The organism is Streptomyces sp. NC-S4, assembly GCF_054353315.1.
On the sequence record NZ_CM135937.1, the window covers coordinates 5159515 to 5182835 of the forward strand.

Annotated in this window: 27 protein-coding genes; 19 read left to right on the forward strand and 8 right to left on the reverse strand. The window is 71.9% G+C overall.

The window, feature by feature from the left end; all coding sequences use genetic code 11:
* The first annotated feature begins 188 nt into the window (after positions 1–188).
* The 3 genes from rplM to glmM all read left to right on the forward strand — a co-directional run bounded on the left by rplM (position 189) and on the right by glmM (position 2687).
* Positions 189–632, forward strand: a complete 444-nt coding sequence (rplM, locus tag ACXNSR_RS23310; RefSeq protein ID WP_031152754.1) for a 50S ribosomal protein L13 — start codon at positions 189–191, stop codon at positions 630–632.
* A 42-nt stretch (positions 633–674) separates the two neighbouring features.
* The gene (gene rpsI, locus ACXNSR_RS23315; protein ID WP_030388851.1) at positions 675–1193 is read left to right on the forward strand and encodes a 30S ribosomal protein S9; all 519 of its coding nucleotides are present in this window, start codon (positions 675–677) and stop codon (positions 1191–1193) included.
* Between the two features lie 135 nt (positions 1194–1328).
* The gene (gene glmM / locus ACXNSR_RS23320) at positions 1329–2687 is read left to right on the forward strand and encodes a phosphoglucosamine mutase (RefSeq protein WP_458637423.1); all 1359 of its coding nucleotides are present in this window, start codon (positions 1329–1331) and stop codon (positions 2685–2687) included.
* A 2-nt stretch (positions 2688–2689) separates the two neighbouring features.
* On the opposite strand, the gene ACXNSR_RS23325 is transcribed toward glmM, so the two are convergent.
* Positions 2690–3664: a DUF389 domain-containing protein gene (locus ACXNSR_RS23325; RefSeq protein ID WP_458637424.1), complete on the reverse strand. Its 975-nt coding sequence runs from the start codon at positions 3662–3664 to the stop codon at positions 2690–2692.
* A gap of 23 nt (positions 3665–3687) precedes the next feature.
* Entirely contained in the window at positions 3688–4737 is a 1050-nt protein-coding gene (gene coaA / locus ACXNSR_RS23330) for a type I pantothenate kinase (protein WP_458637425.1), read from the reverse strand.
* A 298-nt stretch (positions 4738–5035) separates the two neighbouring features.
* Between coaA and ACXNSR_RS23335 the strand changes: the two genes are divergently transcribed.
* From ACXNSR_RS23335 to ACXNSR_RS23370, 8 genes are all read left to right on the forward strand, one after another.
* The gene (locus tag ACXNSR_RS23335) at positions 5036–5806 is read left to right on the forward strand and encodes a hypothetical protein (RefSeq protein WP_458637426.1); all 771 of its coding nucleotides are present in this window, start codon (positions 5036–5038) and stop codon (positions 5804–5806) included.
* Between the two features lie 107 nt (positions 5807–5913).
* Complete coding sequence (gene glmS / locus ACXNSR_RS23340) at positions 5914–7761, forward strand: glutamine--fructose-6-phosphate transaminase (isomerizing) (RefSeq protein ID WP_458637427.1); 1848 nt, start codon at positions 5914–5916, stop codon at positions 7759–7761.
* Between the two features lie 24 nt (positions 7762–7785).
* Positions 7786–8154 carry a holo-ACP synthase gene (locus tag ACXNSR_RS23345; protein WP_458637428.1) on the forward strand — a complete coding sequence of 123 codons (369 nt, stop codon included), beginning with the start codon at positions 7786–7788 and terminating at the stop codon, positions 8152–8154.
* Positions 8155–8163: 9 nt separating this feature from the next.
* Positions 8164–9564, forward strand: coding sequence for an NAD(P)H-hydrate epimerase (locus ACXNSR_RS23350; protein ID WP_458637429.1), 1401 nt, complete (start codon positions 8164–8166; stop codon positions 9562–9564).
* Positions 9565–9648: 84 nt separating this feature from the next.
* Positions 9649–10785 (forward strand): alanine racemase, encoded by a 1137-nt coding sequence (alr, locus tag ACXNSR_RS23355; RefSeq protein WP_458637430.1) that lies wholly within the window; start codon positions 9649–9651, stop codon positions 10783–10785.
* Positions 10730–11989 (forward strand): alpha/beta fold hydrolase, encoded by a 1260-nt coding sequence (locus tag ACXNSR_RS23360; protein WP_458637431.1) that lies wholly within the window; start codon positions 10730–10732, stop codon positions 11987–11989. The genes alr and ACXNSR_RS23360 overlap by 56 nt, the downstream gene beginning before the upstream one ends.
* Complete coding sequence (gene tsaE / locus ACXNSR_RS23365; protein ID WP_382599211.1) at positions 11940–12506, forward strand: tRNA (adenosine(37)-N6)-threonylcarbamoyltransferase complex ATPase subunit type 1 TsaE; 567 nt, start codon at positions 11940–11942, stop codon at positions 12504–12506. Before ACXNSR_RS23360 ends, tsaE begins: the two co-directional genes overlap by 50 nt.
* A 115-nt stretch (positions 12507–12621) precedes the next feature.
* Complete coding sequence (locus tag ACXNSR_RS23370; protein WP_458637432.1) at positions 12622–12807, forward strand: hypothetical protein; 186 nt, start codon at positions 12622–12624, stop codon at positions 12805–12807.
* A gap of 44 nt (positions 12808–12851) precedes the next feature.
* On the opposite strand, the gene ACXNSR_RS23375 is transcribed toward ACXNSR_RS23370, so the two are convergent.
* Positions 12852–13406 carry a hypothetical protein gene (locus ACXNSR_RS23375; protein ID WP_458637433.1) on the reverse strand — a complete coding sequence of 185 codons (555 nt, stop codon included), beginning with the start codon at positions 13404–13406 and terminating at the stop codon, positions 12852–12854.
* Between the two features lie 119 nt (positions 13407–13525).
* Between ACXNSR_RS23375 and tsaB the strand changes: the two genes are divergently transcribed.
* Genes tsaB through ACXNSR_RS23395 form a run of 4 tightly spaced genes read left to right on the forward strand, consistent with a single transcriptional unit; the run spans position 13526 to position 16122 of the window.
* The gene (gene tsaB / locus ACXNSR_RS23380; RefSeq protein ID WP_458637434.1) at positions 13526–14188 is read left to right on the forward strand and encodes a tRNA (adenosine(37)-N6)-threonylcarbamoyltransferase complex dimerization subunit type 1 TsaB; all 663 of its coding nucleotides are present in this window, start codon (positions 13526–13528) and stop codon (positions 14186–14188) included.
* 29 nt (positions 14189–14217) lie between these two features.
* The gene (rimI, locus tag ACXNSR_RS23385) at positions 14218–14697 is read left to right on the forward strand and encodes a ribosomal protein S18-alanine N-acetyltransferase (protein WP_458643368.1); all 480 of its coding nucleotides are present in this window, start codon (positions 14218–14220) and stop codon (positions 14695–14697) included.
* Positions 14690–15853 carry a tRNA (adenosine(37)-N6)-threonylcarbamoyltransferase complex transferase subunit TsaD gene (gene tsaD, locus ACXNSR_RS23390; protein WP_458637435.1) on the forward strand — a complete coding sequence of 388 codons (1164 nt, stop codon included), beginning with the start codon at positions 14690–14692 and terminating at the stop codon, positions 15851–15853. The genes rimI and tsaD overlap by 8 nt, the downstream gene beginning before the upstream one ends.
* Complete coding sequence (locus tag ACXNSR_RS23395; protein WP_458637436.1) at positions 15850–16122, forward strand: hypothetical protein; 273 nt, start codon at positions 15850–15852, stop codon at positions 16120–16122. The genes tsaD and ACXNSR_RS23395 overlap by 4 nt, the downstream gene beginning before the upstream one ends.
* Positions 16123–16511: 389 nt before the next feature.
* On the opposite strand, the gene ACXNSR_RS23400 is transcribed toward ACXNSR_RS23395, so the two are convergent.
* Positions 16512–17720 carry a class I SAM-dependent methyltransferase gene (locus ACXNSR_RS23400; RefSeq protein WP_458637437.1) on the reverse strand — a complete coding sequence of 403 codons (1209 nt, stop codon included), beginning with the start codon at positions 17718–17720 and terminating at the stop codon, positions 16512–16514.
* A gap of 195 nt (positions 17721–17915) precedes the next feature.
* On the opposite strand from ACXNSR_RS23400, the gene ACXNSR_RS23405 reads away from it, so the two are divergent.
* Together ACXNSR_RS23405 and ACXNSR_RS23410 are read left to right on the forward strand one after the other, a co-directional pair.
* A complete protein-coding gene (locus ACXNSR_RS23405; protein WP_458637438.1) occupies positions 17916–18785 on the forward strand; it encodes a polysaccharide deacetylase family protein in 870 nt (289 codons plus the stop codon).
* Positions 18782–19663, forward strand: coding sequence for a polysaccharide deacetylase family protein (locus tag ACXNSR_RS23410; RefSeq protein WP_458637439.1), 882 nt, complete (start codon positions 18782–18784; stop codon positions 19661–19663). The genes ACXNSR_RS23405 and ACXNSR_RS23410 overlap by 4 nt, the downstream gene beginning before the upstream one ends.
* Before the next feature lie 373 nt (positions 19664–20036).
* Here ACXNSR_RS23410 and ACXNSR_RS23415 read toward each other — a convergent pair whose 3' ends face one another.
* From ACXNSR_RS23415 to ACXNSR_RS23430, 4 genes are all read right to left on the reverse strand, one after another.
* Positions 20037–20321 (reverse strand): hypothetical protein, encoded by a 285-nt coding sequence (locus ACXNSR_RS23415; protein WP_458637440.1) that lies wholly within the window; start codon positions 20319–20321, stop codon positions 20037–20039.
* A 306-nt stretch (positions 20322–20627) separates the two neighbouring features.
* Entirely contained in the window at positions 20628–21188 is a 561-nt protein-coding gene (locus ACXNSR_RS23420) for a GntR family transcriptional regulator (protein WP_458637441.1), read from the reverse strand.
* A gap of 17 nt (positions 21189–21205) precedes the next feature.
* Positions 21206–21673: an NUDIX domain-containing protein gene (locus ACXNSR_RS23425; protein ID WP_458637442.1), complete on the reverse strand. Its 468-nt coding sequence runs from the start codon at positions 21671–21673 to the stop codon at positions 21206–21208.
* Positions 21660–22421 carry an XRE family transcriptional regulator gene (locus ACXNSR_RS23430; protein ID WP_458637443.1) on the reverse strand — a complete coding sequence of 254 codons (762 nt, stop codon included), beginning with the start codon at positions 22419–22421 and terminating at the stop codon, positions 21660–21662. Before ACXNSR_RS23430 ends, ACXNSR_RS23425 begins: the two co-directional genes overlap by 14 nt.
* Positions 22422–22577: 156 nt before the next feature.
* Here ACXNSR_RS23430 and ACXNSR_RS23435 point away from each other — a divergent pair, with 156 nt between their 5' ends.
* Both ACXNSR_RS23435 and ACXNSR_RS23440 read left to right on the forward strand, forming a co-directional pair.
* The gene (locus ACXNSR_RS23435; RefSeq protein WP_458637444.1) at positions 22578–22730 is read left to right on the forward strand and encodes a hypothetical protein; all 153 of its coding nucleotides are present in this window, start codon (positions 22578–22580) and stop codon (positions 22728–22730) included.
* Positions 22723–22929, forward strand: coding sequence for a hypothetical protein (locus ACXNSR_RS23440; protein WP_458637445.1), 207 nt, complete (start codon positions 22723–22725; stop codon positions 22927–22929). Before ACXNSR_RS23435 ends, ACXNSR_RS23440 begins: the two co-directional genes overlap by 8 nt.
* Positions 22930–23321: the final 392 nt, after the last annotated feature.

Below are 23321 nucleotides of genomic sequence, written 5' to 3' on the forward strand. Positions count from 1 at the left end.
ATTGGCTTTCTCATTCTCACGTGAAAGGGCCTTGCGCCGGTCCACCGGACCGATGACCAGCAGCTTCACGCGGGTGCGTCCCCGCTGTGAACGAGGGCTGTCGTGATCGTCCGTGGTGACCCTGTCAGGACCTTCCCGTGGGGCTTGCGCCCCTGGGATACCACCACTGAAGAAGCGAAGGCATACGCGTGCGTACGTTCAGCCCCAAGCCCGGCGACATCTCGCGCCAGTGGCTCGTCATCGACGCCCAGGACGTTGTCCTCGGCCGTCTGGCGACCCAGGCCGCTGCCCTCCTGAAGGGCAAGCACAAGCCGACCTACGCCCCCCACATGGACATGGGTGACTTCGTCGTCATCATCAACGCCGACAAGGTGCACCTGTCCGGTAACAAGGCGTCGCAGAAGATGGCGTACCGCCACTCCGGCTTCCCGGGCGGTCTCCGCTCCGTGCGTTACGACGACCTCCTGGCGAACAACCCGGAGAAGGCCGTCGAGAAGGCCGTCAAGGGCATGCTCCCCAAGAACACCCTGGGCCGTCAGATGCTCTCGAAGCTGAAGGTCTACTCGGGCGACCAGCACCCCCACGCTGCCCAGCAGCCGGTGCCGTTCGAGATCACCCAGGTCGCGCAGTAGTTCCGGCCACCCCCTAAGACGTAGAAAATTCTGAGGAGCATCGTGGCCGAGACCACCGCCGAGACGACCGTCGAAGAGTTCGAGGGCAACGTCGAGGAGTACACCAGCGAGTCTGAGGTCGTCGTCGAGGGCGACTACACCTCCGAGTCCCTTGCCGGTCGCTTCGGCGACCCCCAGCCGGCCGCCGGCCTGGGCCGTCGCAAGAACGCCATCGCCCGCGTCCGGATCGTTCCGGGCACCGGCAAGTGGAAGATCAACGGTCGCACCCTTGAGGACTACTTCCCCAACAAGGTGCACCAGCAGGAAGTCAACGAGCCCTTCAAGCTCCTCGAGCTTGACGGCCGCTACGACGTCATCGCCCGCATCTCGGGTGGCGGCGTCTCCGGTCAGGCCGGCGCCCTGCGCCTCGGCGTGGCCCGCGCGCTGAACGAGGCGGACGTGGACAACAACCGCCCGGCGCTGAAGAAGGCCGGCTTCCTCTCCCGCGACGACCGTGCGGTCGAGCGCAAGAAGGCCGGTCTCAAGAAGGCCCGTAAGGCTCCGCAGTACAGCAAGCGTTAATCTGCGCCTGCTGTTCTGCAACGAAACCGCCCCGGCAGCACTCTCTGTGCTGCCGGGGCGGTTCGTTTACCGCCACAAGCGGCAAATATCTGTCACAAGCGGTCATACGCGAAGCGGAAACTCGGGAGGACAACAGTGGGACGACTCTTCGGGACGGACGGTGTACGCGGCGTCGCCAACGCGGATCTGACGGCGGAGCTCGCGCTCGGCCTCTCCGTGGCGGCTGCCCACGTACTGGCCGAGGCGGGCACCTTCGAGGGCCACCGGGCGACCGCGGTGGTCGGCCGGGACCCCCGCGCCTCGGGCGAATTCCTGGAGGCCGCGGTCGTGGCCGGCCTCGCGAGCGCGGGCGTGGACGTCCTGCGCGTCGGTGTGCTGCCCACCCCGGCGGTGGCGTATCTCACCGGTGCGCTGGGCGCCGACCTCGGCGTGATGCTCTCCGCCAGCCACAACGCCATGCCCGACAACGGCATCAAGTTCTTCGCGCGCGGCGGCCACAAGCTCGCCGACGAGCTGGAGGACCGCATCGAGTCGACCTACGAGCAGCACCGCACCGGCGCCCCCTGGGACCGGCCCACCGGCGCCGGCGTCGGCCGCGTCTCCGACTACACCGAGGGCTTCGACCGGTACGTCGCCCACCTCATCGGTGTCCTCCCGAACCGCCTCGACGGCCTGAAGGTCGTCCTCGACGAGGCCCACGGCGCGGCCGCGTACGTCTCGCCCGAGGCCTTCACCCGGGCCGGCGCGGAGATCGTCACGATCGGTGCCGAGCCCAACGGCCTCAACATCAACGACGGCTGCGGTTCCACCCACCTCGACCTGCTCAAGGCGGCCGTGGTCGAGCACGGAGCCGACTTCGGCATCGCGCACGACGGCGACGCCGACCGCTGCCTGGCCGTGGACGGCGCCGGCGAGGAGATCGACGGCGACCAGATCCTCGCCGTGCTGGCCCTGGCCATGCGCGAGGCCGGCCAGCTCCGCGAGAACACCGTGGTCGGCACCGTGATGTCCAACCTGGGCTTCAAGCTGGCCATGGAGGCCGAGGGCATCCACGTCGTGCAGACCGGGGTCGGCGACCGCTACGTGCTGGAGTCGATGAAGGAGCACGGCTACGCGCTCGGCGGCGAGCAGTCCGGCCACGTGATCATCCTCGACCACGCGACGACCGGCGACGGCACGCTGACCGGCCTGCTGCTGGCGGCGCGCGTCGCGGCCACGGAGAAGTCCCTCGCCGAGCTGGCGGGCGTCATGCGGCGGCTGCCGCAGGTGCTCATCAACGTCCCCGACGTGGACAAGTCCCGCGTCACCACCTCCGCCGAGCTGGCCGCCGCGGTCGCCGACGCCGAGCGCGAGCTGGGCACCACCGGCCGGGTGCTGCTGCGTCCCTCCGGTACGGAGCCGCTCGTCCGCGTGATGGTCGAGGCCGCCGACATCGAGCAGGCCCGCTCGGTCGCCGGCCGCCTCGCGGACGTCGTGAAGTCGGCGCTGGGCTAGTACTACCGACGGGCTCCGCCCGGCCCGTGTGGCGCACCCGGCTTCCGGACCATCCGGCCCTGCTGGGTGCGCCACAGCAGTTTCCAGCAGACGAGGGTGGCCGTTCCGGCGAGGATGATGCCGCCCAGGTTCACCGCCAGCTGTACGGCCGAGCCCCACATCTGGGAGAAGTCGCCGTAGCTGAGGGCCACCGCCGCGTTCGCGCCCGCCGGGACGGTGGTGACGGAGATCGCCACGCCCACCAGCGCTCCGGCCTTCGCCGAGGTCAGCGACAGCATGCCGGCCACCCCGGCGAGCAGCGCCACGACGAAGGAGAACGGGTCGGGCTGCCAGATGAAGCTGGTGTTCGGCCGGGGGTTCTCCAGCATCCCCTCCTGGAACAGGCCGAGCGCGTTCATCCCGAGGCTGAAGACCGTCGTGGCCACGATCGCCGCCGTGAAGCCGATGAACAGGGCGAACAGCGAGCGGGCGGCGAGCCGGGGCGCACGCTGCACCAGGCCCGTGCAGATGCCGGCGAGCGGGCCGAACTCCGGGCCGACCGCCATGGCGCCCACGATCAGGATCGCGTTGTCCAGGACCACACCGCAGGCCGCGATCATCGTCGCCACGATCATGAAGGCGCTGTAGGTGATGGTGAGGGTGGACTCCTCGTGCGTCGACTCGGCGAGCTGCTCCCAGATCACCGCGTCGGCCGCCTCGCCCGGTGCCTCCGCCTCGGCGTCGTCGGCGCGTCTGGAGATCGACAGGTCGATGTGCTCGACGGCGATCGAACCGCTCTCGTCGATGCCGAGCGAGCGCATCTCCTGCAGCAGTTCGTCCGCCGCCTCGCGGGCGACGTCGCACAGGACGAGATCGCCCTCGGGGTCGCGCGCGGCACCGGCCAGTACGACCAGGTGCGTGGTCCCGACCGTCCGGTCGATCAGCGCCAGCACCCGCTCGGTCAGGTGGTGCGGGGTGATGATCCGCAGATGCAGCATGCCCGCACCCTAGCGACCGGCGCCTAGAGCTTGCGGAGGCTCAGCTTCTGCACCTTGTGGTCGGGTCCCTTGCGGACGACGAGGGTGGCCCGGCCGCGGGTCGGCGCCACGTTTTCCAGCAGGTTGGGCCGGTTGATCGTGCGCCACATCGTCTGCGCGTACTCCATGGCCTCGTCCTCGGAGACCTGGGTGTACTTGCGGAAGTAGGAGAAGGGGTTCTGGAACGCGGTCGCGCGCAGCTTCCGGAAGCGGTTCAGGTACCAGCGCTCGATGTCCTCGGGGCGCGCGTCCACGTACACGCTGAAGTCGAAGTAGTCGGCGAGGGCGACGCGGGTGCGGCCGTCCGTGCCGGGGAGGGCCGGCTGGAGCACGTTGAGGCCCTCGACGATGAGGATGTCCGGGCGGCGGACGACGAGTTCCTCGCCGGGGACGATGTCGTAGATCAGGTGCGAGTAGACCGGGGCCCGCACCTCGTCCTTGCCGGCCTTGATGTCGGCGACGAAACGGGTGAGCGCGCGCCGGTCGTAGGACTCCGGGAACCCCTTGCGGGAGGTAAGCCCGCGCCGCTGGAGCTCCTTCATCGGGTACAGGAAGCCGTCGGTGGTGACCAGCTCCACGCGCGGGTGCTCGGGCCAGCGGGCCAGCAGGGCCTGCAGCAGGCGGGCCACGGTGGACTTGCCGACGGCGACCGACCCGGCGACCCCTATGACGAAGGGGGTGCCCTGCTGGGCGCCGTGCCCGTTGCCCGCGTCGCCGAGGAAGGTGTTGAGGGTGCCGCGCAGGTTGCTGGTGGCGCCGACGTAGAGGTTCAGGAGCCGGGACAGCGGCAGGTAGACGTCGCGGACCTCGTCGAGGTCGATGACGTCGCCGAGGCCGCGCAGCCGCTCCACCTCGTCGGCGGTCAGCGGCAGCGGGGTCCGCTCCCGCAGGGCGCTCCACTCGGCGCGGGTGAGGTCGACGTAGGGCGAGGCCTCGGGGCCCCGGCGGTGTGCGGGGCGCGTGGGGTGCCCGTCCCGGCCGGTGCGCTCCGTTGCGTTGTCCGGCGTGTTGCTTCGTGGCGGCGAAGTGATCACACCGCCATTGTCGGCGCTCCGGGGCGGTTGTGGGTGGTGGGGTCGGTCACGTGCGGAACGGGCGCGGAAGGTGGCCGACGGGGCCCGGCCGGTAGGTGCCGGTTGTACGCAGGGTGGTTTCGATTGGAAATGCCTGGGGTCTCGGCCGGGTCACGATCGGCCGTGATCGCCGCCCGTGGCAGCGGAGCGATCCAGGGCCCCGTACATTGTTGATCACCGCAGTCATGTCCACGCCGCCCCCTTCGGGGGCGCTGTTCGGGCTGCCCTGTCACCGTCGTATCCATGGGGGAGTCTTCTCGTGCGCAACGCTCTTGTCCGTCGTACCGTCCTGACCGCGTCCGCGGTGTCCCTGACCCTGCTGGCCACCGCCTGCGGCTCCGACAAGGCCGACACCAAGGCGGACGCCAAGCCGTCCGAGGCCGCGGCGACGTCGGCGGCCCCGGCCGCCAAGGCGAAGACCACCGCCGAGCTGGCCGGCGTGCTCGTGGTCCAGGCCGACCTGCCCAACCACGTGGTCAAGGCGGCCACTCCGGCCGAGCTCGCTGCCGCGTCCGCCACCAAGAGCGACAAGCCGGAGTGCCAGCCGCTGGTCTCCGCGCAGTCGATGGCCCCGATCGGCACCGCCGTGGGCACGGCCGGGACCAAGGCCGTCGCCAAGGGCAAGGAGCCGGCCGCCGACGCCAGCCCCGAGGACAAGCTCAAGGCCGGTCTGGCCGCTCTGAGCGCCACCGCCACCTCGGTCTCCCTCCACTCCTACGAGGGCAAGGGCGCCGCGGAGGCCTTCGCCACCATCAAGACGGCGGGCACGGCCTGCGCCGGCGGCTACACGGGCGGCCAGGGCGGCGACTCGCTGAAGATCACGAAGGTGGCCCCGGGTGCCGCCGTCACCGCGGGCGACGAGGCCCTCGCGTACACCGTGACGGGTGACGCGGACGGCGAGGCGATGAGCATGGAGCTCGTGGTCGTCCGCAAGGGCAGCACCGTGGCGACCTTCTCGGCCCTGAGCCTGGCCGGCGCCGCCGAGCAGCCGAAGGACGTCGTCGACGCCCAGGTGAAGAAGCTCGGCTGATCCCCGCACGACGACACGTCAGCCCGCCCCGGCGCATGCGCCGGGGCGGGTTTTTCGTCCTGTTCCGCTACGGGGCAGACGGCGAACTACGGCGTACGCTGCGGCCTATGTGCGGAATTGTGGGTTACGTGGGAGCGCAGTCGGCGCTCGATGTGGTCATCGCCGGACTCAAGCGGCTCGAGTACCGCGGCTACGACTCGGCCGGGGTCGCCGTGCTCGCGGACGGCAGCCTGGCGGCCGTCAAGAAGGCCGGGAAGCTCGTCAATCTGGAGAAGGAGCTGGTCGGGCACCCGCTGCCGGCCGGTTCCACGGGGCTCGGGCACACCCGGTGGGCGACCCACGGCGGGCCCACCGACGCCAACGCCCACCCGCACCTCGACAACTCGGGGCGCGTGGCCGTCGTGCACAACGGCATCATCGAGAACTTCGCCGCGCTCCGGACCGAGCTGGCCGGGCGCGGACACCGGCTGGAGTCCGAGACCGACACCGAGGTCGTGGCGCACCTGCTGGCGGAGCAGTTCTCGGCCACCGGCGATCTCGCGGAAGCCATGCGACAGGTGTGCCGGCGCCTGGAGGGCGCCTTCACCCTGGTCGCCGTGCACGCCGACGAGCCGGACGTGGTCGTCGGCGCGCGCCGGAACTCGCCCCTGGTGGTGGGCGTCGGAGAGGGCGAGAACTTCCTCGCCTCGGACGTGGCCGCGTTCATCGCCCACACCCGCTCCGCCATCGAGCTCGGCCAGGACCAGGTCGTCGAGCTGCGCCGCGAGGGCGTCTCCGTGACCAACTTCGACGGTTCCCTCGCGACCGTGCGGGCGTACCACGTGGACTGGGACGCCTCGGCGGCCGAGAAGGGGGGCTACGACTACTTCATGCTCAAGGAGATCGCCGAGCAGCCGAAGGCCGTCGCCGACACCCTCCTGGGCAGGATCGACGCGAGCGGGTCGCTGACCCTGGACGAGGTGCGCATCCCCGTCTCGGTGCTCCGGGAGGTCGACAAGGTCGTGATCGTGGCGTGCGGTACGGCGTACCACGCGGGCATGATCGCGAAGCTGGCCATCGAGCACTGGACCCGCATCCCGTGCGAGACGGAGCTGGCGAGCGAGTTCCGCTACCGCGACCCGATCCTGGACCAGCGGACGCTGGTGGTCGCGATCTCGCAGTCCGGCGAGACCATGGACACCCTGATGGCGCTGCGGCACGCGCGCGAGCAGGGCGCCAGGGTGCTGGCCATCTGCAACACGAACGGGTCGACCATCCCGCGCGAATCGGATGCCGTCCTCTACACGCACGCCGGCCCCGAGGTGGCCGTCGCCTCGACCAAGGCCTTCCTGACGCAGCTGGTGGCCTGCTACCTGGTCGCGCTCTACCTCGGACAGGTCCGGGGCACGAAGTGGGGCGACGAGATCGAGGCCGTGATCCGGGAGCTGTCGGACATCGCCGCCGCGGTGGACACCGTCCTGGAGACCATGGAGCCGGTACGCAAGCTGGCGCGCTCGCTCGCCGACAAGAACACCGTGCTCTTCCTGGGACGGCACGTCGGGTACCCGGTGGCGCTGGAGGGCGCGCTCAAGCTCAAGGAGCTGGCGTACATGCACGCCGAGGGGTTCGCGGCGGGCGAGCTCAAGCACGGGCCGATCGCGCTGATCGAGAAGGACCTGCCGGTGGTGGTGGTCGTCCCGTCGCCGCGCGGCCGGTCGGTGCTCCACGACAAGATCGTGTCGAACATCCAGGAGATCCGGGCGCGCGGGGCGCGCACCATCGTGATCGCGGAGGAGGGCGACGAGGCGGTCGTCCCGTACGCCGACCACCTGATCCGGATCCCCGCGACACCGACGCTGCTCCAGCCGCTGGTGGCGACGGTCCCGCTGCAGGTGTTCGCGTGCGAGCTGGCGACGGCGCGCGGCAACGAGGTGGACCAGCCGCGTAACCTCGCCAAGTCGGTGACGGTGGAGTAGCGGTCGGACAGTGGAGTTGTCGTTGTGATTATCGGCGTCGGGATCGACGTAGCGGAGATCGAGCGGTTCGGCGCGGCGCTGGAGCGCACCCCGAACCTGGCCGGGCGGCTCTTCGTCGAAGCCGAGTTGACGCTGCCGAGCGGCGAGCGGCGCGGGATCGCCTCGCTCGCCGCCCGGTTCGCCGCCAAGGAGGCCCTCGCCAAGGCGCTCGGCGCGCCCGCCGGCCTGCTGTGGACCGACGCCGAGGTGTACGTCGAGGACAGCGGGCAGCCGCGGCTGCGGGTGTCCGGGACGGTCGAGGCGCGGGCGCTGGCGCTGGGCGTGAAGTCCTGGCACATCTCGCTCAGCCACGACGCCGGTGTCGCCTCCGCCGTGGTGATCGCAGAAGGGTAGGGGCAGTCCGTGCGTACTGCTTACAGCGTGGAGACCGTACGGGCCGCCGAGCGGGAGCTGATGGCCCGGCTCCCCGAGGGCGCCCTGATGCAGCGGGCGGCCGCCGGCCTGGCCGCCGCCTGCGCCGGGCTGCTGCGGCGGACCCGCGGCGGGGTGTACGGGGCCCGGGTCGTCCTGCTCGCCGGCCCCGGGGACAACGGCGGCGACGCGCTGTACGCGGGCGCCCGGCTGGCCCGGCGCGGGGCCGCCGTGACGGCCGTGCCGATGGACCCCGAGCGCCTGCACCCGGGCGGGCTGGCCGCGCTGCGGGCCGCCGGGGGACACCTCTCGCGGACGGTTCCGCAGCGGGCGGACCTCGTACTGGACGGGCTGCTCGGGATCGGCGGGCGGGGCGGGCTGCGCCCGGCGGCCGCGGACCTGGTGGAGCGGATCCCACAGGGGGTCCCGGTGGTCGCGGTGGACCTGCCGAGCGGGGTGGACGCGGACACCGGGGAGGTGGCGGGTCCGGCCGTGACGGCCGATGTGACGGTGACCTTCGGGGCGTACAAGCCCGGCCTGCTGATCGACCCCGGGGCCTCGCGGGCCGGCGCGGTGCACCTCGTGGACATCGGGCTGGAACTGCCGTCGCCGCAGGTGGAGGCCCTGCAGCACGCCGATGTGGCGGGGCTGCTGCCGGAGCCGACGGCGACGAGCGACAAGTACCGGCGGGGCGTGGTCGGGATCGTCGCCGGATCCGCGCAGTACCCGGGCGCGGCGGTGCTGGCCGTGGCGGGAGCGCTGCGGGGCGGCGCGGGCGCGGTGCGGTACGTCGGGCCGGCGGCGGACGCCGTCCTGGCGCGCTACCCCGAGACGCTGATCGGGCCCGGCCGGGTACAGGCGTGGGTGGTCGGTCCCGGGCTGGGCGAGGGACGCGCCGGGGAGGTCGCGGAGCTGCTGGCGGGCGACGCGGCGGTGCTGGTCGACGCGGACGGGCTGCGCGGGCTGGACGCGGCCGCCCTGCGGGCCCGGACGGCCCCGACCCTGCTGACCCCGCACGCGGGGGAGGCGGCGGCGCTGCTCGGCGTGTCGCGGGAGTCGGTGGAGGCGGGCCGGCTGGACGCCGTACGGGCGCTGACCCGGCGGTACGGGGCGGCGGTGCTGCTGAAGGGTTCGACGACGCTGGTCGCCTCGGGCGGCGGGCCCGTCCGGGTGAACCCGACGGGTACCCCGTGGCTGGCCACCGCCGGCAGCGGGGACGTGCTGTCGGGGCTGACGGGCTCCCTGCTCGCGGGCGGGCTGTCCGGGGCGGACGCGGGGGCGGTGGGCGCGTACCTGCACGGCCTGGCGGCCCGCCGCGCCGGGGGCCCGCTCCTGGCCCACCAGGTGGCCGAAGCCCTCCCGCACGCCTGGCAGGACATCCGCCGCCCCTGACACGAGCGTGCGCCGCGGACACCGGCAGGGCCGAAATGCCCAGCCCCCGCAAGGCCGGGCGGGGATTCTGAGAGACTGGGGGCGATGAACGAGACAGCGACGCGCGTGTACGCCGAGATCGATCTTGACGCCGTACGGGAGAACGTGCGCGCACTGCGCGAGCGGGCGCCCCGCTCCCAGCTCATGGCCGTGGTCAAGGCGAACGCCTACGGGCACGGGGCCCTGGAATGCGCCAGGGCCGCCCAGGAGGCCGGTGCCACCTGGCTCGGGACGGCCACGCCCGACGAGGCCCTCGCGCTGCGGGCCGCGGGCGTCCGGGGGCGCCTCATGTGCTGGCTGTGGACCCCGGGCGGGCCCTGGCGGGAGGCCGTGGAGGCCGATCTCGACGTCTCCGTCAGCGGGATGTGGGCCCTCGACGAGGTCCGCGAGGCCGCCCGCGCGGCCGGCCGCACCGCACGCATCCAGCTCAAGGCCGACACGGGCCTGGGCCGCAACGGCTGCCAGCCCGCCGACTGGGAGGCGCTGGTCGCGGCGGCCGTCGCCGCCCAGGCCGAGGGGACCGTCAAGGTCACCGGCGTCTGGTCGCACTTCGCCTGCGCCGACGAGCCCGGGCACCCCTCGATCCAGCTCCAGCTGGCCGCCTTCCGCGACATGCTCGCGTACGCCGAGAAGGAGGGCGTCGAGCCCGAGGTCCGGCACATCGCCAACTCGCCGGCCACCCTGACCCTGCCCGAGTCCCACTTCGACCTGGTGCGCTGCGGGCTGGCCGTCTACGGGGTCTCGCCCGCCCCCGAGCTCGGCACCCCGGCCCAGCTGGGCCTGCGGCCCGCGATGACCCTCAAGGCCTCCCTCGCGCTGGTCAAGACGGTCCCCGCCGGGCACGGGGTGAGCTACGGCCACCACTACGTCACCGACGCCGAGACGACCCTCGCGCTGGTCCCGGCCGGCTACGCCGACGGCCTCCCGCGGCAGGCCTCGGGCCTCGGCCCGGTGCTCGTCGCGGGCAGGATCCGCCAGGTCGCCGGGCGCGTCGCGATGGACCAGTTCGTGGTCGACTTGGAGGGAGACCACGCCCGCGCGGGTGACGAGGCAGTCATCTTCGGGGACGCGGAGCGCGGTGAACCCACCGCCGAGGACTGGGCCCGGGCGGCGCACACGATCGCGTATGAGATCGTCACCCGTATCGGTGCGCGTGTGCCCCGGGTGTACCTGGGCGGCTGAGCGGAGTGAGGGCGGCGGCGTGAGCGAGAACTGGCGCAAGGCCGGCTGGGCCGGCGCCGCCATCGGCGTGATAGCCGCGGGCGCGGCGGCCGGTGTCGCGGTCGAACGGATCACCGTCGGGCGCGGCATGCGGAGGAAGGCACGGCTGGCACTCGACGCGGCCGGGGACTACGGCTCCCTGCGCGGTGCCGAGGGAATCTGCCGGGCCGAGGACGCCACCGAGCTCTACTACGAGGTCGACGAGCTCCCCGACGACGGCAAGCGGCGGCGGCTGCGGCGCAAGGCCGAACCCCGCGCCACCGTGGTCTTCTGCCACGGCTACTGCCTCGGCCAGGACTCCTGGCACTTCCAGCGCGCCGCCCTGCGCGGCGTGGTCCGGGCGGTCTACTGGGACCAGCGCAGCCACGGCCGCAGCGCCCGCGGCCTCGCCCAGGCGGACGGCGAGCCGGTCAGCATCGACCAGCTCGGCCGGGACCTGAAGGCCGTCATCGACGCGACCGCCCCCGAGGGGCCGCTGATCCTGGTGGGTCACTCGATGGGCGGAATGACCATCATGGGATTCGCCGAGCAGTACCCCGAGATCGTCCGCGACCGCGTCCTCGGCGTGGCCCTCGTCGGCACCTCCAGCGGCCGCCTCGACGAGGTGACGTACGGACTGCCGGCCGCCGGCATGGGAGCCGTGCGCCGGCTGCTGCCGGGCGTGCTCAAAGCGCTCGGCTCGCAGGTGGAGCTGGTGGAGAAGGGCCGGCGGGCCACCGCGGACCTCTTCGCCGGAATGATCAAGATGTACTCGTTCGGCTCCCGGGACGTGGATCCCGGCGTCGCGCGGTTCGCGGAGCGGCTGATCGAGGCCACGCCCATCGACGTGGTCGCCGAGTTCTACCCGGCCTTCCAGACCCACGACAAGACCTCCGCGCTCCAGCTGTTCGCGGACCTCCCGGTCACGGTCGTCGCCGGGGACAAGGACATGATCACCCCGGCCGCGCACAGCGTCGCCATCAAGGAGGCGCTCCCCGGCGCCGACCTCGTGGTCCTGGAGTCCACCGGGCACCTGATGATGCTCGAACGCCCGGAGACCGTGACGCGGCTGCTCACCGAGCTGCTGGCGCGCACCGGGGCGGCGGCCCCTCCCGCAGCGACTAACGTTGGCGGGCATGGAAGAAGTACCGCTGGAAGCACAGCGCAGCCAGGCGCCGGCACCTGAGGCCGCGGCCGGCGCGGAGACCCGGATCACCATCGACTCCCCGGACGCGATGCAGGAATTGGGCCGCAGGATCGCCGCCCTGCTGCGCCCCGGCGACCTCGTCCTGCTGACCGGCGAGCTGGGCGCGGGCAAGACCACGCTCACCCGGGGCCTCGGCGAGGGCCTGGGCGTGCGCGGGGCCGTGACCTCGCCGACCTTCGTGATCGCCCGGGTGCACCCTTCGCTGACCGGCGGGCCGGCGCTGGTGCACGTGGACGCGTACCGCCTGGGCGGCGGGCTGGACGAGATGGAGGACCTGGACCTCGACGTCTCGCTGCCCGAGTCCGTGGTCGTCGTCGAGTGGGGCGACGGCAAGGTGGAGGAGCTCTCCGACGACCGGCTGCACGTGGTGATCGCGCGGGCGGTCGGTCACGAGGAGGTCCTGGACGACGTGCGCGAGGTCCTGGTGCGCGGGGTCGGGTCGCGCTGGAGTGCCGGAGCCGGGCTGGACGCCCTGGCCGGCGCCCTCTCGGAGTAAACGTACCGACAACTCGTCGGCAAGATATTGCGCTGTCGGCGGCCCTCGTGGTGACATGGTACCGAGAGTTTCTTAGGTATGCCTAAGTACGGTGTCCCGGGTCCAGGAGGCAGCCATGTCGGCACCAGCAGGAGCACAGCGCGAACCCCGCCCGTCCACCGTCTCCATGTGGACGCTCCTCGCCGCCGGCGCCGCCGCCACCGCAGTCTCCACACCGCCCGCGCGGGAGTACGCCACGGCCCCGGGCGGGCCGGCCGCCACCGCACGCGAAGAGGCCGCTCCGGAATCCGAAGCGGCCTGAGGGCAGTGCGGTCGCACCCGTTCGGGTGAACCGGCGGTGTTCCGTCAGGGAACGACGACGACCTTCGACGCGATCGTCGCGAAGGCCCACATCGCGTCGCCGTCGGCCCGGCTCATACGGATGCCGCCGGTCTTCTTGTTCGGGTCGGGCTCCGGCATCGCGCCGTCCGTGCGGGCGCTGAAACCGACCGCCACACCCTCCGCCGTGGCGAACCGCACGACGTGCTCGATCGGCACGCCGTCCGAGCCGGTGACCGAACCCGAGCGCGACCCGACCGCGTAGCTGCCCGGCTTCGGGTGCACCGTGCTCGGCATCACCGCGAACGACTTCGGCGGCTGCGCGGGGTCGCCGACCAGCCACACCCGCTTCTGGCCCACCGAGTACACGACGCGCACCCCGTCACCGGAACCCTCGGGTACGGCCGCCGGCTTCGCCGGGTCCTGCTTGGCGGCCGGGCTCGCGGCGGGGGCCGGTTCCTGCGCGGCTGCCTTCGGGGGACGCGCGGGCGCCGTGGCGGAAGCCTGGTAGCCGAGGAAGCCGACGACGGCCACCGCCGCGGCGGTGAGCCCGGCCACGATTCCCGAGCTGCTGCGTGCCACCTTGCTCCACCTCTCCGTGCCGACCGATACCACGTCCGGTACCCCGTCGAAAGGTAGCAGCCGCCCTGCTCCGAGACCGGCCGCAAGGGGTGCGGCCGCCGGAGTCGTAGGCTGTTCGCGTGCTCTTGCTCGCCGTAGATACCGCCACGCCCGCCGTCACCGTCGCCCTGCACGACGGTGAGTCCGTCGTCGCCGAGTCCGATCAGGTCGACGCCCGCCGCCACGGGGAGCTCCTGCTGCCCTCCGTGGACAAGGTCCTCGCCGAGGCCGGGGTCACGCTCGACGCCGTCACCGGCGTCGTCGTCGGTGTCGGCCCCGGCCCCTACACCGGGCTGCGCGTCGGCCTCGTCACCGCCTCCACCTTCGCCGCCGTGCTGGGCGTGCCCGTGCACGGCCTGTGCACGCTCGACGGCCTCGCGTACGCCGCCGGGGCCGCCGGCATCGAGGGCCCCTTCACCGTCGCCACCGACGCGCGGCGCAAGGAGGTCTACTGGGCCCGGTACGAGGACCCGCGCACGCGCGTCGGCGAGCCCGCCGTGGACCGCCCCGCCGACATCGCCGAGCAGGTCGCCGGCCTGCCCGCGGTCGGCCAGGGCGCGCTCCTGTACCCCGAGGTCTTCCCGGACGCCCGGGGCCCGGAGCACCAGTCGGCCGCGGCGCTGGCCTCGCTCGCCGCGGAACGACTGGCGGCCGGCCTGGAGTTCCTGCCTCCGACCCCCCTCTACCTGCGCCGCCCCGACGCCCAGGTACCCAAGAACTACAAGGTGGTCACCCCGCAGTGACCCCGGCGACCCCGCATGCCGTGCGCGAGATGCGCTGGTGGGACATCGGACCAGTGCTGGAACTGGAGCACGAGCTGTTCCCCGAGGACGCCTGGTCCGCCGGGATGTTCTGGTCCGAACTCGCCCACGCCCGCGGCCCGCAGGCCACGCGCCGCTACGTCGTCGCCGAGGACGCGGCGGGCCGGCTGATGGGCTACGCCGGACTGGCCGCCGCCGGCGACCTGGCCGACGTACAGACCATCGCGGTCGCGCGCGACCAGTGGGGGACCGGGCTCGGCGCCCGGCTCCTGACCGAGCTGCTGCGCGCCGCCACCGCGTTCGAGTGCGCCGAGGTGCTGCTGGAGGTACGGGTGGACAACACCCGCGCCCAGAAGCTCTACGAGCGCTTCGGCTTCGAGCCCATCGGCTTCCGGCGCGGCTACTACCAGCCCGGCAACGTCGACGCGCTCGTCATGCGACTGACCGACCCCGCACAAGCACGAACTGAGAGCAGTGAGAGCAATGGCTGACGAACCGCTCGTCCTCGGCATCGAGACCTCCTGCGACGAGACCGGCGTCGGCGTCGTCCGCGGCACCACCCTGCTCGCGGACGCGATCGCGTCGAGCGTCGACGAACACGCCCGCTTCGGCGGCGTCGTGCCCGAGGTGGCCTCGCGGGCCCACCTGGAGGCGATGGTCCCCACCATCGACCGCGCACTGAAGGAGGCCGGGGTCAGCGCCCGCGACCTCGACGGCATCGCCGTCACCGCGGGTCCCGGACTCGCCGGCGCGCTGCTCGTGGGCGTCTCGGCGGCCAAGGCCTACGCGTACGCGCTCGGCAAGCCGCTGTACGGCGTGAACCACCTGGCCTCCCACATCTGCGTGGACCAGCTGGAGCACGGGCCGCTGCCGGAGCCCACGATGGCCCTGCTGGTGTCCGGCGGGCACTCCTCGCTGCTGCTGGCCCCGGACATCACCTCCGACGTACGGCCGCTCGGCGCGACCATCGACGACGCGGCGGGCGAGGCCTTCGACAAGATCGCGCGCGTGCTCCAGCTGGGCTTCCCCGGCGGCCCGGTCATCGACCGGCTCGCGCGCGAGGGCGACCCGAAGGCGATCAACTTCCCGCGCGGGCTCACGGGGCCGCGCGACGCCGCGTACGACTTCTCCTTCTCCGGGCTCAAGACGGCCGTCGCCCGCTGGATCGAGGCGAAGCGCAACGCGGGCGAGGACGTCCCGGTGCGCGATGTGGCGGCGTCCTTCCAGGAGGCCGTGGTGGACGTGCTGACGCGCAAGGCGATCCGGGCGTGCAAGGACGAGGGCGTCGACCACCTGATGATCGGCGGCGGCGTCGCGGCCAATTCCCGGCTGCGCTCGCTGGCACAGGAGCGGTGCGACGCCGCGGGCATCACGCTGCGCGTGCCGCGGCCGAAGCTGTGCACGGACAACGGCGCGATGGTCGCGGCGCTGGGCGCGGAGATGGTCAAGCGGAACCGGCCCGCATCGGACTGGGACCTGTCGGCGGACTCCTCGCTGCCGGTGACCGACCCGCACGTGCCGGGTACCGCGCACTCGCACGGGCACGGGCACGGGCACGGGCACTCGCACGGGCACTCGCACTCGCACGGGCACTCCCACGATCACGACCACGTGCACGAACTGAGCAAGGACAACCTGTACTCGTGAGCACCGTCGCGCTGATGTGGGAGGCCCGGGCCGCCGACGGCCGGGGCAACGAGCTGCTGGAGTGGGCCCGCGCCCAGGTCCTCGCACGGGAGCCGGTGCGCCGCGAGGTGTTCCGGGCCCCGCAGGACCGGGTCCTCGTGATCACCTGGTGGGAGGCCGCCGAGGGCGTGGCGGCCGACCTTCCCGAGCTGCCCGAACCCGCTGCCGACCTGATCACGCGGGCGGTGCACCGCTGGCGGTTCGAGTCGGTGGAGGCCGACGGAGCCTGACCGGCCCCGCCGCCCGGGCGCCGCGGCCGACGGGCTGCCGGGCGGCACCCGCCGGACGGCCCGGCGCCGCCCGGCGGCTCGCTGCCCGGCAGATCCCTGCCGGACCCGCGCAGCCCGACCTGTGCCGGCGCTGCCGGCGCGGCACGGGCCGGGCCCCGCCGCCCGGCAGGTCGCGGGGTGGCACGTCACTGCCCGGCGGATCGCTGCCCGCGCCGCCGGGGGACCGGCACCTCACCGGCCGGGCGTCGGCCGGCACATGACCCGCCGGGCGCCGCGGCGCGGCAGGCCGCCGGGCGGCACGCCACTGCCCGCCCCGTGCGGCCGGCGGCTCACGCCCGGCACGCTGCTGCCGCGGCCCCGGCCGCCCCCGCCGCCGGCAGCGGCACACCTCACCGGCCGGGCGTCGCCGCAGGCGGGTCGGCAGGCGGGTCGGCCGGGGCGCCGATGAGCATCGAGGGGGCCCCCGCCACCCGCGTCAGGAAGACGATCGCGGAGTTCGGCCCCTGCGGCTTGACCTTCTTGCGCAGCTCCTCGGGCTCGATCGCCGAGCCGCGCTTCTTCACGGTCAGGATCCCGACCCCGCGCTCGCGCAGCAGCGCCTTCAGCTTCTTCAGGCCGAACGGCAGCACGTCGGTGATCTCGTACGCCGTCGCGTACGGCGTCGCGCGCAGCTCGTCGGCGGTGATGTAGGCGATGGTCGGGTCGATCAGCCGGCCGTCCAGCTGCCCGGCCACCTCGGCGACGAGGTGGGCGCGGATGACGGCGCCGTCGGGTTCGTAGAGCCAGCGGCCGACCGGCCCGGCCGCAGGATCGGGCAGCGGATCGGCGGTGTGCAGGGCGCGCGGCCCCGGGAGCAGGGTGGCCCGCACGGTCCCGGGTGCGGTCCCGAACCAGAGCACGGCCTCCTTGACGTCCCCCTGGTCGGAGATCCATTCGGCCTCGGCCTCCGCCGGGACCGCCTCGTGCGGGATTCCGGGGGCGATCTTGATGGCGGCGTACTTCGCCGCACGGGCCGCCTCCACCGCCCACGACAGCGGCGGCGAGTACGCCTCCGGGTCGAAGATCCGGCCGCGTCCCCCGCGCCGGGCCGGGTCGATGAAGACGGCGTCGTAGCCGGCGGTGTCCACCTCCGTCACGTCCGCCTCCCGGACCTCGATCAGGTCCGCCAGCCCCAGCGCCTCGGCGTTGGCCCGCGCGACGGCGACCGTGAGCGGGTCGTGGTCCACCGCGAGCACCCGGATGCCGAGCCGGGCCAGGGCCAGGGCGTCGCCGCCGATGCCGCAGCACAGGTCCGCGAGGCTCCGTACGCCGAGAGCCGCGAGCCGTTCGGCCCGGTACGAGGCCACGGACGCGCGGGTGGCCATCTCGCCGCCGCCGGGCGTGAAGTACATCCGGAAGGCGTCCTCGGCCCCGAACTTCGCCACCGCGCGCTGCCGCAGCCGGGCCTGCCCGAGCGCGGCGGAGACCAGGGCGGCGGGGTGCTCGCGGCGCAGCCGGGTGGCGACGGCCAGCTCCTGGGAGGGGTCGTAGTCGCGGAGCGAGTCGAGGAGGGCGCGGCCCTCGGGGGTGAGGAGGGCGGCGAAGTCTTCGGGGGTCACGGGTCCATTGTCGGCGACGGGCCGGACCCGGCCGGTGTGGGCCAGTCGAAGGAAGGTGGGACCGCGTTCGCGGTGTCTTCCGGGGAGCCCGTGTGTCGGGTGCCAGGATGCGCTGCTATGCAGCTAGTACGACAAAAGGGAAATAAGTCGCAACAGGGTCACCGGTACGCGGCAGGTCCGCGCGGCCGGTTCGGGGTGGCCGTCGCGGCCCTGCTCGTCGCCGCCCTCGGAACGGCGTGCGGCTCCGGGGACGCCGGGCCGGACAGGACCGCGAAGGAGAAGGCCGCCAAGGCCGCGGGGGCGGGCGCCGCGGGCGCGCTGAGCGCCGCCGAGAAGGCCAAGGCTGCCCAGCAGGCGCGCGTCGTCGCCGCGAAGAAGTGGGGACTGCGCAAGACCCCGCTCGCCGCCCCGCCGGCGCCCAAGGAGAAGCCGCACATCACCACGCGCGACGGCTTCGAGGTGGAGGACCAGGAGGAGTACCCCAACGTCTTCACCACCGTCCCGACCGAGGACAAGGTCGTCTTCCTGACCATCGACGACGGCTCGGAGAAGGACCCCGAGTTCCTGAAGATGATGGAGGAGCTCAAGATCCCGTACACGGCCTTCCTCAGCGACTACGTCGTACGGGACAACTACCCGTACTTCAGGAAGATGCAGGCCGCGGGCGTCACCCTGAACAACCACACGCTCAACCACCGCTACATGCCGGGCCTCTCCTACGAGCAGCAGCGCGAGGAGATCTGCGGCCAGCAGGACACCATCCAGAAGCAGTTCGGCAAGCGGCCGACGCTCTTCCGGCCGCCGTACGGCAACTACAACCAGGACACGCTGCGCGCGGCGAAGTCCTGCGGCATCAAGGCGGTCCCGCTGTGGAACGCGGAGGCGTTCACCAACCGGATGGACTACCGGGAATGGGACCGCGACCTGCACCCCGGTGACATCATCCTCACTCACTTCCGGGGCAAGGAGGACTGGAAGGGCACGATGCCTGACATGATCCGTCATGTCATGAAGACCGTCACGGACAAGGGGTACGCCGTGGCTCGCCTGGAGGACTATCTGTGAAGCACGCGCGCCGGTTGGTAGCCGGAACGCTGGCGGCCGGCGCGCTCGCGCTGTCCCTGACGGGGTGCGGGGACAGCGCGGCCCCCACCGAACGACTGGCCGCCAGGACGGCGCAGCCGACACCGCAGGCCGGTGGCGCCACGCCGTCGACGGCGTCGCCGACACCGGCGCCGGGGGGCGCCTCCGACGAGGCGTACAAGAAGTGGGGCCTGACGGCCCCCCTCCAGTACGCGCCCAAGCCGACCCAGAAGCCGCAGCTCCCGAAGCCGGCCCCGGGCAAGGTCCCGGTGATAGACCGAATACCCGTCCCGGCGGACGACAAGGTCGTCTTCCTGACCTTCGACGACGGCGCGGAGAAGGACCCCGAGTTCCTGAAGATGGCGGCCGACCTGAAGCTGCCGATCAGCATGTTCCTCACGGACAACGTGGCTTCGTCGGACTACGGGCACTTCGAGAAGCTCCGCGACAACGGCTCGGCGAGCACGATAAACAACCACACGCTGACGCACGCGAACCTCCGCACCCTGTCCTTCGAAGGGCAGAAGAAGGAGATATGCGGGCAGCAGGAACGCCTGGAGAAGCGCTTCGGCAAGCGCCCCACGCTCTTCCGCCCGCCCTTCGGCAACTACAACGACGAGACCCTCCGGGCAGCCTCGGAGTGCGGAGTCTCGTCCATGGTGCTGTGGCGGGTCTCGATGCAGATCAACAACTTCCAGTACGCCGAGGGCTCCGCCCTCAAACCCGGCGACATCGTCCTCGCCCACTTCCGCGGCCCGTCCGAACTCAAGGGCGCCACGGAGATCCAGATGACGACCCGCATGCTCCAGCGCATCCAGGAACAGGGCTTCCGGATCGGGCGGCTGGAGGACTACTTGTAGGGGCGGGGTCCTCTGGGCCGGTATCAGAGATGCGTATGGGGGTTTCCCGTCAGTCCCATCGTCCCTCCGGGTCGGGCCGGTCCCTCAAGGGCGCTCCTTCGTCGCGTCACTGCGTGATGGCCTGCGGCCACCCTTGACCGACCGTCCCGCCCCGGAGAAACGAAAGACTGCCGGGAAGCCCCCAAAGGAACGGGCCGGGACATCAAGACACGGACGGGGACGGTCGGAGACACCCAGCCCTGTCCCGGGTTGGGGACGGCCGGCAGACGGGGCCGATCGAGACCAGGGGCCCGGGTCGGGGGGCAGCGCGTCCGATCGCTACGCGCTCCTCACCTCTCAGCGTCTGCAGCCCGTCCTGGGTCGCCTTCGGAGCCTAGGCGGAGGCGACGACCTTCCCGGCGGTGACCTGGGGCGGGTTGGGCAGGAGCTGGGCCAGGTTGTCACGGACGAAGTCCGCAGCCCTCTCGACCGACTCCTCGGCGCCCGCACGGTCCCGGAAGACGCTGGTGGACACCATCACCCCCTCCCCGGCATCGATCCAGAAGTACGCCACGAATCCGGTGACCTGGCGCATGATCGGCACGAACCCCTCATCGACGATGCGCCCGGCCTCGGCCGGGTCGGTCACGCCTTCGTAGCGCCGGACAGCTGCGTACATGGTCGATCTCCTCGACGGTGGTCGGCATCGTTGCGAAGAGGGCGTACCCGGACCTTCCCCACCCGCCTCGCGCGGCGCTCGGCAATCACCGGAAGGGACCCCGCCGACCGTGCGAACGGGCGGCATAGGGTGCGGCCATGGACGAGTGCGTGCCACCCGATCTCGTCGACCGGCTCCTCGCCCTCGGGCACACCGACGTGGTGCGCGGGCTGGCGGAGGACGGCGACTGGTTCTGCGCCCGGGGTCAGGAGGCCATCGCCCTCGTCCGCCCCTTCGCCTCGGAGGTCGGAGCGACTGTCCCCCCTTCTAGGTGTCGAAGTCGTACTCCAGCACGTAGGAGGCGGAGTCCAGGGTCATCTCGTTGACCTCGACGACCCGGCCACCTTGGGCGAACGCGGTGCGGACGATGTGGATGACGGGCGTACCCACGGAGAGCGAGAGCCGCTCGGCCTCGTCGGCCGAAGGCATCCGGGACCGGATCTCCTCCCGGAAACGCACGGGAGCATGCCCCAGTTCGGCCAGCCGCGCGTACGCCCCACCGGGGCCGGTGTCGACCTGGGTGATGGCCGAGTCCGCGACGACGTCCGACGGCAGGTACGACACCGCGAACAGCACGGGCTTGCCATCGAGCACGAAGCGGCGGCTGCGCGCCCATACGCGCGCCTCCGCAGGAAGCCCAAGGGCGTCGGAGACGCGAAGGTCCGCCTCTTCCTCGCGCACGTCGATCTGATCGACGACCAGGTCCCGGTCCTCGGACTCGTCGGACCAGACCGAGCGGCCCGCCCCCCACTGCTCCTGCGCCAGCCGCTGAATACCGCGCCGCCGCAGTGGCTTGAACGCCCGGCCGGAGATGTCCTGGCTGGTCATGAAACCACTCCTTGGGATCAGCGCACGACAGGTCCGCCTGCCGTTCGCCAGTCGTTGATGCGTTTGCGGATGCTGGGCACCATCGGGAGGTCCTCGGTCGCTTCGGGGGTGAACCACGCGGCTTCGAAGGACTCGTCGGACGTCCGGAGGGTTCCGCCGGTGGGGTGGGCGAGAAGGCAGATCGAGAATTCCTGACGGACTTCCCCGTTGTCATAGGCGAAGACGTGTCCGGGGTTCGTGTACGTACCGACGATCCCGGCGATCTCGACCGTGATGCCGGTCTCCTCGAGCGTCTCCCGGACCGCGCACTCGCCGATGCTCTCCCCGAGCTCCATCTTTCCGCCGGGCAGGGCCCACATCCCATTGTCCGTACGTCGTTGCAGCAACACCCGGCCGTCGCCGTCGACGACGATCGCGGAAGCGGCCGGCACCAGGCTGTTCGCTTCGGGGGCTTCGGGGTCGTCCTCGTAATCACGCCGGGCCATCACGACCCTCCTCCCGGATGTCACGTCCACGGCTCCACAGCTCTTCCACATGAGCGGCAAACCGGTCGAACATCCCGTCCGCCTGCCTGCGCCGCAAGTGCATCATCGGTGAATCGTGGCCGACCCTGCGGGCGAGGATGGGGGTAACGATCATCTCGTCGTCGAACCGGAACACGGAAAGGTTGACGTGCCCGGTTTCGAACCGGCCTTCGATGCCATTGACGTCGCGTAGCTTCTCCAGCTCGCTCAGGGTCACGGCGATGCGCGTGGAAAGGGTCAGCGGCACGCCTTCCTCGGCCTCTCGTGCTGCCGTTACGGGACTGCTCGGGTCACCGATCAGGAACCGCACCCGGCATCCGCCCTGGGCCTTGCGGCGCAGGGCGCCTGCCAGGTTCGCCTGCTCCAACCAAAGGAAGTAGTTGGTGTAGCCGGCAAACACCAGCTCGCGATGTGCTTTTGTCACGAGGGACTTCCACAGGCTCGCCGGAGCGGCCGATCGATAGGGAAAGACCTGGACTATTTCTCTGTCCGGCCCCGTGGTGAGGGCTGACCGGACTGCGTTGGGCCACAAGGCTGCCTCCTCCTCGCCTAATGCCTCGCAGGCCGCCCATCGGTGGCGCGCATGGGGCACACGATTCGGCTCGGTGATCCAGCGACCGACTGTCTTCGCGTCGACCCGGCAGGCTTCTGCGAGCTGCACTTCGGTCATCCTGGCATTCGCCATGGCTCGACGCAGCGCATGATTCACGGTTCGCCTCCGCGCTCGGTCAGGGACGTACGAACCGTAGCGACAGAGCGTCCCAAACGTCCTGTGAACGCAGTGGCAACGCTCTGACGAGGGACGGAACATCAAATCATGTCTCTTTCGCTACACCAGAGTCGACGCCCCGGAGGAGTGGTCTTCGTGGGTCGACACCGCGAGATGGTCTTCATCACGAGGGAAGGCGACCCATCGGTCCGGACGGCAGTGATGGACGAGCCCGGCACGGATCTGTTGGACCGGGCGCTGGTCGGGTGGGAACGCTTCCTCGACACCTACGGGGTGGCGGATGAGTGATCGGTACGAGTACGTGCCCCACCGGCTGCTGCGCCGCCGCGTCCGTGACATCGCTTCCGGCATCGAGGGCGAGTTGATGGCAGTGATCAACGAGAACGTCTCCGATGCCGGCGTCGAGCGCTGGATGGAGCTGGCGTACATCCGTGGTGCGTCCGGTCGTGAATTCACCACCTCGGTCGCCAATGTGCAGCCTGCCTGACGAGGGTGTCGTGCGCGCGGCGCCGGCTCCAGGGCCGTGCAAGCCTCGCAACGGCCACAGGCGGTCGTCGGGCGCGTGGGTGAGGAGCGCCGACGCGTCATGGGCGGCTTATGTCCGGCCCAGGACGGGCTGGAGACGCTGAGAGGTGGGGAGCGTGTAGCGATCGGGCGCGCTTCCCCCGAACCCGGCCGGCCTTCCATGGGACCCGCCTCGGGGTCGTTGCCGCCAGGGCCGGCCCGAGCATCTCTGATGTCCCCGTCCTTCACGCCTTGGACCGGCCCGTTCCTTTGGGGGCTTCCCGGCAGTCTTTCGTTTCTCCGGGGCGGGACGGTCGGTCAAGGGTGGCCGCAGGCCATCGCGAAGCGACGCGACGACGAAGGAGGAGCGCCCTT

Excerpts from the sequence above, each read along its gene's own strand:
- ACXNSR_RS23325 (WP_458637424.1), bottom strand. The coding sequence starts at position 3,664 with ATGCTGCATCTGCGGATCATCACCCCGCACCACCTGACCGAGCGGGTG.
- glmS (WP_458637427.1), top strand. The coding sequence starts at position 5,914 with ATGTGCGGAATTGTGGGTTACGTGGGAGCGCAGTCGGCGCTCGATGTG.
- alr (WP_458637430.1), top strand. The coding sequence starts at position 9,649 with ATGAACGAGACAGCGACGCGCGTGTACGCCGAGATCGATCTTGACGCC.
- ACXNSR_RS23360 (WP_458637431.1), top strand. The coding sequence starts at position 10,730 with ATGAGATCGTCACCCGTATCGGTGCGCGTGTGCCCCGGGTGTACCTGG.
- tsaE (WP_382599211.1), top strand. The coding sequence starts at position 11,940 with ATGGAAGAAGTACCGCTGGAAGCACAGCGCAGCCAGGCGCCGGCACCT.
- ACXNSR_RS23370 (WP_458637432.1), top strand. The coding sequence starts at position 12,622 with ATGTCGGCACCAGCAGGAGCACAGCGCGAACCCCGCCCGTCCACCGTC.
- rimI (WP_458643368.1), top strand. The coding sequence starts at position 14,218 with ATGCGCTGGTGGGACATCGGACCAGTGCTGGAACTGGAGCACGAGCTG.
- tsaD (WP_458637435.1), top strand. The coding sequence starts at position 14,690 with ATGGCTGACGAACCGCTCGTCCTCGGCATCGAGACCTCCTGCGACGAG.
- ACXNSR_RS23415 (WP_458637440.1), bottom strand. The coding sequence starts at position 20,321 with ATGTACGCAGCTGTCCGGCGCTACGAAGGCGTGACCGACCCGGCCGAG.
- ACXNSR_RS23420 (WP_458637441.1), bottom strand. The coding sequence starts at position 21,188 with ATGACCAGCCAGGACATCTCCGGCCGGGCGTTCAAGCCACTGCGGCGG.
- ACXNSR_RS23425 (WP_458637442.1), bottom strand. The coding sequence starts at position 21,673 with ATGGCCCGGCGTGATTACGAGGACGACCCCGAAGCCCCCGAAGCGAAC.
- ACXNSR_RS23440 (WP_458637445.1), top strand. The coding sequence starts at position 22,723 with ATGAGTGATCGGTACGAGTACGTGCCCCACCGGCTGCTGCGCCGCCGC.